Annotated in this window: 7 protein-coding genes; 6 read left to right on the top strand and 1 reads right to left on the bottom strand. The window is 33.9% G+C overall.

Going from position 1 to position 7,982, the window contains the following annotated elements:
- The 6 genes from purH to rodA all read left to right on the top strand — a co-directional run.
- On the top strand, positions 1-1,474 hold a 1,474-nt coding region (gene purH, locus QZZ51_RS07970), incomplete at its 5' end, for a bifunctional phosphoribosylaminoimidazolecarboxamide formyltransferase/IMP cyclohydrolase (protein ID WP_291868328.1).
- A gap of 55 nt (positions 1,475-1,529) precedes the next feature.
- On the top strand, positions 1,530-2,558 hold the full coding sequence (locus QZZ51_RS07965; RefSeq protein ID WP_121065246.1) for a rod shape-determining protein: 1,029 nt from the start codon (positions 1,530-1,532) through the stop codon (positions 2,556-2,558).
- A 77-nt stretch (positions 2,559-2,635) separates the two neighbouring features.
- Positions 2,636-3,460, top strand: coding sequence for a rod shape-determining protein MreC (gene mreC, locus QZZ51_RS07960; protein ID WP_291868316.1), 825 nt, complete (start codon positions 2,636-2,638; stop codon positions 3,458-3,460).
- Complete coding sequence (gene mreD, locus QZZ51_RS07955) at positions 3,447-3,956, top strand: rod shape-determining protein MreD (protein ID WP_291868314.1); 510 nt, start codon at positions 3,447-3,449, stop codon at positions 3,954-3,956. The genes mreC and mreD overlap by 14 nt, the downstream gene beginning before the upstream one ends.
- The gene (gene mrdA, locus QZZ51_RS07950; protein WP_291868311.1) at positions 3,953-5,821 is read left to right on the top strand and encodes a penicillin-binding protein 2; all 1,869 of its coding nucleotides are present in this window, start codon (positions 3,953-3,955) and stop codon (positions 5,819-5,821) included. The genes mreD and mrdA overlap by 4 nt, the downstream gene beginning before the upstream one ends.
- Positions 5,811-7,094 (top strand): rod shape-determining protein RodA, encoded by a 1,284-nt coding sequence (rodA, locus tag QZZ51_RS07945; RefSeq protein WP_291868308.1) that lies wholly within the window; start codon positions 5,811-5,813, stop codon positions 7,092-7,094. The genes mrdA and rodA overlap by 11 nt, the downstream gene beginning before the upstream one ends.
- Here the strand turns inward: rodA and QZZ51_RS07940 are convergent.
- Positions 7,091-7,903: a DNA/RNA non-specific endonuclease gene (locus QZZ51_RS07940; protein ID WP_291868307.1), complete on the bottom strand. Its 813-nt coding sequence runs from the start codon at positions 7,901-7,903 to the stop codon at positions 7,091-7,093. The genes rodA and QZZ51_RS07940 overlap by 4 nt on opposite strands.
- Between the last annotated feature and the right edge of the window lie 79 nt (positions 7,904-7,982).

The raw sequence follows: 7,982 nt of genomic DNA, 5'->3' as shown, positions 1-7,982 counted from the left end.
AGAACCTATTGTAAGAAAGTTCAACGAACTTGGAATAACTATTTATTCTACAGGAGGAACCGAAAAATTTATAACCGATTTAGGTATCCCTGTAGTACCGGTAGAAGATGTAACTAGCTACCCTTCTATACTTGGCGGAAGAGTTAAAACCTTACACCCTAAAGTTTTTGGTGGTATTTTAAATCGCCAAGAAAACGAAAATGACCAAAAACAATTAGCGGAATTTGAAATTCCACAGATTGATATTGTAATAGTAGATTTATATCCTTTTGAAAAAACGGTTGCTAGCGGTGCTCCAGAACAAGATATAATTGAAAAAATAGATATAGGCGGTATTTCTTTAATACGTGCTGCAGCTAAAAATTTTAAAGATGTTCTTTGTGTGTCTTCTATGCAAGATTACTCCGAGGTGTTAGAATTAATTAGCAATGGCAACGGAGCTACAACTTTGGAAGACCGTAAGCGTTTTGCAGGAAAATCTTTTAATGTCTCTTCTCATTACGACAGTGCTATTTTTAATTACTTCAACAAAAACCATGAAGAGGCTGCATTGAAAATTAGTGAAACCCAAGGAAAGGTTTTACGTTATGGAGAAAACCCACACCAAAAAGGGTTTTTCTTCGGAGATTTTAATGCTATGTTCAACAAACTTCACGGTAAAGAATTATCATATAATAACTTATTAGATGTTGATGCTGCTGTTAATTTAATGAATGAGTTTAAAAATGACGCTCCAACATTTGCCATTTTAAAACACAATAATGCTTGTGGTCTTGCCCAACGCGATACACTTCACCAAGCGTATGTAGACGCTTTAGCAGGTGACCCAGTTTCTGCTTTCGGTGGCGTTCTTATTAGTAATAAAGAAATTGACAAAGCTACTGCTGAAGAAATTCATAAACTTTTTTGTGAAGTAGTAATTGCTCCTAGCTATGCCGCAGATGCCTTAGAAATCTTAAAAGGTAAGAAGAATCGTATTCTTTTAATTCAGAATGAAATTGAATTACCAAATAACAATGTACGTACTTGTTTAAATGGTATTTTACTACAAGAGAAAGATGCTAAAACAGATGCTATTGAAGATTTAAAGACAGCAACTACACTTGCTCCTTCCGATAGTGATATTGAAGATTTAATTTTTGCTTCTAAACTATGCAAGCATACTAAGAGTAATACTATAGTTTTAGCAAAAAACAAACAATTATTTGCTAGTGGAACAGGACAAACATCTAGAGTAGATGCTTTAAACCAAGCTATTCATAAAGCTCAATCCTTTAATTTTGATTTAAAAGGGGCTGTAATGGCGAGCGATGCTTTCTTTCCTTTTCCTGATTGCGTAGAGATTGCAGGGAACAGCGGAATTACTTGTGTAATACAACCAGGTGGATCTATAAAAGACCAATTAAGTATTGACTATTGCAATGAAAATGAAATTGCTATGGTTATGACCGGCACACGTCATTTTAAGCATTAATTTTAGTACCTTTATCGACGAAATGCACGTTTAATCGAAACCAAACTTACGAACTATGGGATTTTTTGATTTCTTAACAGAGGAAATTGCAATTGATTTAGGTACTGCCAACACACTTATCATACATATGGATAAGGTAGTGGTGGACAGTCCGTCTATCGTTGCCCGAGATAGAATTTCTGGGAAAATAATTGCAGTTGGCAAAGAAGCCAATATGATGCAAGGTAAAACCCATGAGAACATAAAAACTATCCGCCCTCTAAAAGATGGTGTAATTGCTGATTTTGATGCCTCGGAGAAGATGATTAATATGTTCATTAAGAACATTCCTGCATTAAAGAAAAAATGGTTTCCACCTGCATTACGTATGGTAATTTGTATTCCTTCTGGTATTACAGAAGTTGAAATGCGTGCCGTAAAAGAATCTGCAGAACGTGTAAATGGTAAAGAAGTTTATTTAATCCATGAGCCAATGGCTGCTGCCATTGGTATTGGTTTAGATATAATGCAGCCTAAAGGAAATATGATTGTAGATATAGGTGGTGGTACTACAGAAATTGCTGTTATAGCTTTAGGTGGTATTGTTTGTGACAAATCTGTGAAAATTGCAGGAGATGTTTTTACCAACGATATTATTTATTACATGCGTACCCAACACAATCTATATGTAGGAGAAACAACTGCCGAAGCAATTAAAATTGAAATTGGTTCTGCAACAGAAGATCTACAAACCCCTCCAGATGAAAAATCTGTTCAAGGAAGAGATTTACTTACGGGGAAACCTAAACAAGTACAAATTTCTTATAGAGAAATTGCCAAAGCTTTAGACAAATCTATATTACGTGTAGAAGATGCGGTAATGGAAACCTTATCACAAACACCTCCAGAATTGGCTGCAGATATTTACAATACTGGAATATATTTAGCCGGTGGTGGTTCTATGTTACGTGGATTAGACAGAAGGTTATCCCAAAAAACAGATCTACCTGTCTATATTGCAGAAGACCCATTAAGAGCTGTTGTAAGAGGAACTGGTATTGCTTTAAAAAACCTAGAACGCTATAAGAGTATCTTAATAAAATAGTTGACTTTTAATTCGTAACCTATGTTTTTAATTCTCCCCAATTGAAAACATTGTAAGCACCACATTTAAAAAACGGAATGCATCAAATAATTAATTTTCTAATTCGATATAAAACATTCTTGCTTTATATCCTTTTGATGATTATTTCTTTAGCCTTAACTATACAATCGCACTCCTATCACCAGTCTAAATTTTTTAATTCCTCTAATTGGGTTACTGGAGGTATTTATCAAACCACCTATAATATTACCTCTTATTTTGATTTAAAAACAGAAAACAAAAAACTGCTTGAGGATAATACAAAACTTCGTCAATACCTATATAACAGTAAAAGAACAGAAAGTATAGCTCTAGATACTACCACTATAGGTTATACTGTAATTAGTGGTCAGGTAATAAAAAACAGTTACTCTAACCAACACAATTACATTACTATAAACAAAGGAAAGAAAGATAGCCTTAAACAAGACATGGGTGTTATTACAGACAAAGGTATTCTTGGTATTATAGAAAATACATCTTCTAATTATGCTTCTATACAAAGTATCTTAAATCTACATTCTAATATTAATGCCAAAATTAAAAACACAGATCACTTTGGCTCTTTAATTTGGGATACCAAAGAATACAATACTGTACAATTAATTGATATTCCTAGACTAGTACCACTAACTATCGGCGATACTATTGTTACAGGAGCTATGAGTAGTATTTTTCCAGAGAATATTCCAATAGGAACTATAAAAAAGTTTAACCTAGATACCTCGAAAAGCTTCTTTAATATCGATGTTGCTTTATTTAATGATATGACAAATATTAAGAATATTTATGTTATAGTTAACCGCAACAGAACAGAAATACTAGAATTAGAAAAAGAGACCGTTGCCAATGATCAACACTAATTTTTTTATTAACATCTTACGTTTTACACTATTGGTTTTAGTGCAGGTAATGGTATTCAACAGGCTAAACTTTTTTGGGTTTATAAACCCAATGGTTTATATCCTTTTTTTATACTGGTTCCCAATTAAAGAAAATAGAGCAGCCTTTATTGGACTAAGCTTTTTACTTGGGCTTTCTATAGATTTTTTATCAGACACCATGGCTATTCATGCAGCATCTACAGTAACAATTGCCTATTTAAGACCCGCAATAATGCGTTTTATTTTCGGCGTAAATTTAGAGTTTCAAAGTTTTAGACTAGGTAACACTACTAAAATACAACAAATTACATTTTTAGCGTTATTAATTATAGTACATCACCTTGTGTTTTTTACTTTAGAAGTTTTCAGTTTTGCCAATGTTTTACTTATATTAAAAAAAGCGTTCGTAACAGGACTTGCGACTTTAATACTTTGTTTGCTTTTTAGTACTCTGTTTAGTGTAGAGAAAGAATGAAAAAAATACTATTATCTTCCTTAATTATCCTTATTGGAATTACCTTTTTGGGAAGGCTATCGTATTTACAAATATTTAGCTTTTCACCAGACCAAGTTAAAGAAGATCCTGCTATAAAAGCCATTTATGACTATCCCGAGCGTGGGTATATTTATGACCGCAACGGAAAGCTTTTAGTTGGCAATGACCCCGCTTATGATGTAATGGTTATACCTAGAGAAGTAAAACCATTAGATACTCTAGAATTTTGTGGCTTATTAAACATTGAAAAAGAAAAATTTATAAAGAGTCTTAAAAAAGCTAGAGTATATTCCCCAAGACTCCCTTCTGTTTTAGTACACCAACTATCTAAAGAAGATTATGCTCGCTTGCAAGAGAAAATGCGAAAATACACGGGGTTTTATATTCAAAAACGTTCTTTACGCTATTACGATACCAATAGTGGTGCTAATGTTTTAGGGTATATAAGTGAAGTAAACGAAAGTGATTTAGCTAAAAACGAAGACTATATTCAAGGAGAACTAACGGGTCGAACAGGTGTAGAAAAACAATACGAAGAAATTTTACGGGGAAGAAAAGGCGTTCAATACATACAAAAAGACCGTTTCAATAGAGATATTGGTGCCTACAAAGAGGGCGCTTTAGATACATTACCCTTACAAGGAAAACAAATTAGTATTACAATTGACAAAGTACTTCAAGAATATGGAGAACGCTTAATGGTTGGTAAACGTGGAGGTATTGTAGCACTAGAGCCTTCAACGGGAGAAATACTATCTATGATTTCAGGCCCTACATATAACCCAGCACTCTTAGTTGGCAGACAACGCTCTAAAAACTATACCAAACTTTATAACGATACTATTGCCAACCCAACCTGGGATAGATCCATACTAGCACAACAACCTCCAGGTTCACCTTTTAAAACGCTTAATGCCCTTATTGCCCTTCAAGAAGAGGTAATAAAACCAAACACTACCATACGTTGCTATAATGGTTTTTATGTAGGAACCTCTAAAAAAGGATGTCATTGTGGTGGTGGTTTACGTAATATGAATTCGGGAATCTATAAATCTTGTAATGCTTATTTCGCAGGTACTTTTCGGAAAATATATGATAAATTCGACACTACTGATGAAGGCATGGATGTTTGGGAAAAACACATGAAGAGTTTTGGTTTAGGAGATTACTTGGGGTACGATTTACCCTTTGGACAAAAAGGTAGAATTCCAAGCAAAGAATATTACGACAAATGGTATGAAGACAATAGATGGAGTTCTTCTTATATTATCTCTAATGCTATTGGTCAAGGAGAGGTTTTAGCAACGCCTGTACAATTAGCAAATATGACCGCTGCTATAGCCAATAGAGGGCATTATTATACACCGCACATTTTAAAGAAAATTGAAGGAGAAGATATCTCTAATCCAAAATTTACAGAACCCAAGCATACTACTATAGATCGCAAACATTTTGAGCCTGTTATTCAAGGCATGGCAGATGTATACAGAAAAGGAACAGCAAGATGGGTTCAAATACCAGGCATTGAAGTTGCTGGAAAAACAGGGACCGCAGAAAATTTTATAAAAATAAATGGCGTACGAACACAACTAACGGATCACTCTGTATTTGTTGCTTTTGCTCCTGTAAACAACCCCCAAATTGCCATTGCTGTTTATATAGAAAATGGCTATTATGGCTCTAGATATGCTGGCCACATTGCCTCTCTAATGATTGAAAAATATATAAAAGGAGAAGTCACCTTAAAAAATTTAGAGAAAAAAATGCTAGAAAAAACCTTAGAACACGAATACGCTAAACCGTATAGCGGAGAGGAGTTTAAGATTAACGAGTATGGCTGGTAATAGCGTTTTAAAAAGAGTAGATTGGCTTAGTGTATTATTTTACATCGCCTTAGTTTTTATTGGATGGTTAAATATTTACTCTAGTACTGTAACAGAGGCAGAACCTTCTATATTTAACTTTAGTACATTACACGGAAAACAACTGTTTTTCGTAGGTGCAAGTCTTATAGCCATAATGCTCGTATTAGCCTTAGAAGTAAACTTCTACGAACGTTTTTCCAGTTTATTTTACCTTCTTTCTATAGTATTGCTTCTTGGGCTATTTGTTTTTGGAAAAACCATTGCCGGAGCTACATCTTGGTACGATTTAGGATTTTTTAATTTACAACCGTCCGAACTAGCAAAAGTTACTACTGCTTTAGCTTTAGCAAAATATCTTAGCGACATACAAACAGATATAAAACGGCGTAAAGACCAATTATACGCACTTTTAATTCTATTTATACCTGCAATACTAATTATTCCGCAACCCGATCCTGGTAGCGCCTTAGTATTTTTTGCACTAATATTTGTAATCTTTAGAGAAGGTCTTCCTTTATATTATTTAAGTATACTCTTGCTCCTAATTTTAATATTTGTTGCCACTCTTAAATTTGGAACCTTATGGCTATGTATAGGCCTAGCCTTATTAACTACCATTTTCTTTCTTGTAAAAAGAAAAACTTTTAAAGTACCAATAGCTCCTTTTGTAAGTGTCCTTGTTATTACCGTCTTATTCTCATTATCAGTCAACTTTGTATTTAACAATGTTTTTGAGCAAAGGCACAGAGATAGATTTGGTCTTTGGTTGCGTTTAGAAAAAGACCCAAAAAAACTAGAGCAAATACGAAAAACTATTGGCTACAATACCTACCAATCCGAAAAAGCTATTGAATCTGGCGGATTCTTTGGTAAGGGATTTTTAGAAGGCACTAGAACTAAAGGAGATTTTGTTCCAGAACAACATTCCGATTACATTTTTAGTACTATAGGAGAAGAATGGGGGTTCATTGGCACCTCAGCCGTTGTCTTACTATTTACATTCTTGTTATTACGGCTAGTCCATTTAGCGGAGCGCCAAAAAAACCCTTTTTCAAGAATGTATGGATATGGTGTAATCTCTGTTTTATTTATCCACTTTTTTATTAATATAGGTATGGTAATTGGTATTTTACCAACTATTGGTATTCCCTTACCTTATATGAGTTATGGTGGTTCTGGTTTACTCTTTTTTACAATTTTGCTATTTATTTTCTTGCGTTTAGATGCAAATAGACTTAAAGAAGGAGCTTAAAATTTCCAATCGTTTAAACTAATTTTAGATTCGATTTTAGATTGATTTTCCTTAGAAAGTTGGCTAAAAAAATCTATTCCAGTTTTCTTTTCAATAACATCTATAGGCACTAAAAATTCCTTTAAGGGCGCTGAACTTTCTTTATTTTCCATGATAAAACCAACCACTTTTAAATTATCTTTATTTCCCTTGGCTATAATTTTATAGAAATAATTAGGAACAGCAACATCTTCATCTCCTATCTCATTAAGCCCTCTTTCTAAAATACCACCAGTGATAACAAATATGCTTCCATATTTTTTTGTCCAATACCGTGTTTTATTTTCTAATCTATTCCACACCCCTGCATTAAAATCTCGATTTTGCGGACTAATATTACTGGTGTAAAAAGTCTCGTCATACGCTTGCTTAGAAAACCTACGATCCCCTGCAGGGCACAAATGCCCACGATCATACCCAGAACGTTTATAGTTACGCCAATCCGCAGATTTGGTTCTTACTTTAGGGTCTTCTATAAAATAAGGTCGTTTTCTATCGTCCGATGTTAAATGTTTTTTATCCAAAGCATAAGCTACCCATTCTGCCTGTTCATAGGTTTCGTTATAAGACAAGGAATAATAGGAATGTTCCACAATATCACCTGTAGTAGAACTTGGCAATAAATAATTCGGCGCTTCTGTTTTTAAACCTTCAGAGTCTTTAGCGGAATAGTTGTCTGGTGTATAAAAATTTTCAAAAGCCCAAAAGCCAACCACACACACCAACATTAAAACAGAATAGATTGTTTTATTAGAATAGCTTTTTCCCATAAGTCAAATTTAACTTAATTTCGTCATATAGATCCGTAAGTTTTATACCCTTTTGGAGACTTAATAACGAAAGAAAACA

Source organism: Maribacter sp. (genome assembly GCF_016744255.1).
In the GTDB taxonomy this organism is placed as follows: domain Bacteria; phylum Bacteroidota; class Bacteroidia; order Flavobacteriales; family Flavobacteriaceae; genus Maribacter_B.
Note: the sequence above shows the minus strand (reverse complement) of the source record. Positions and strands in the feature narration are given on the sequence as shown.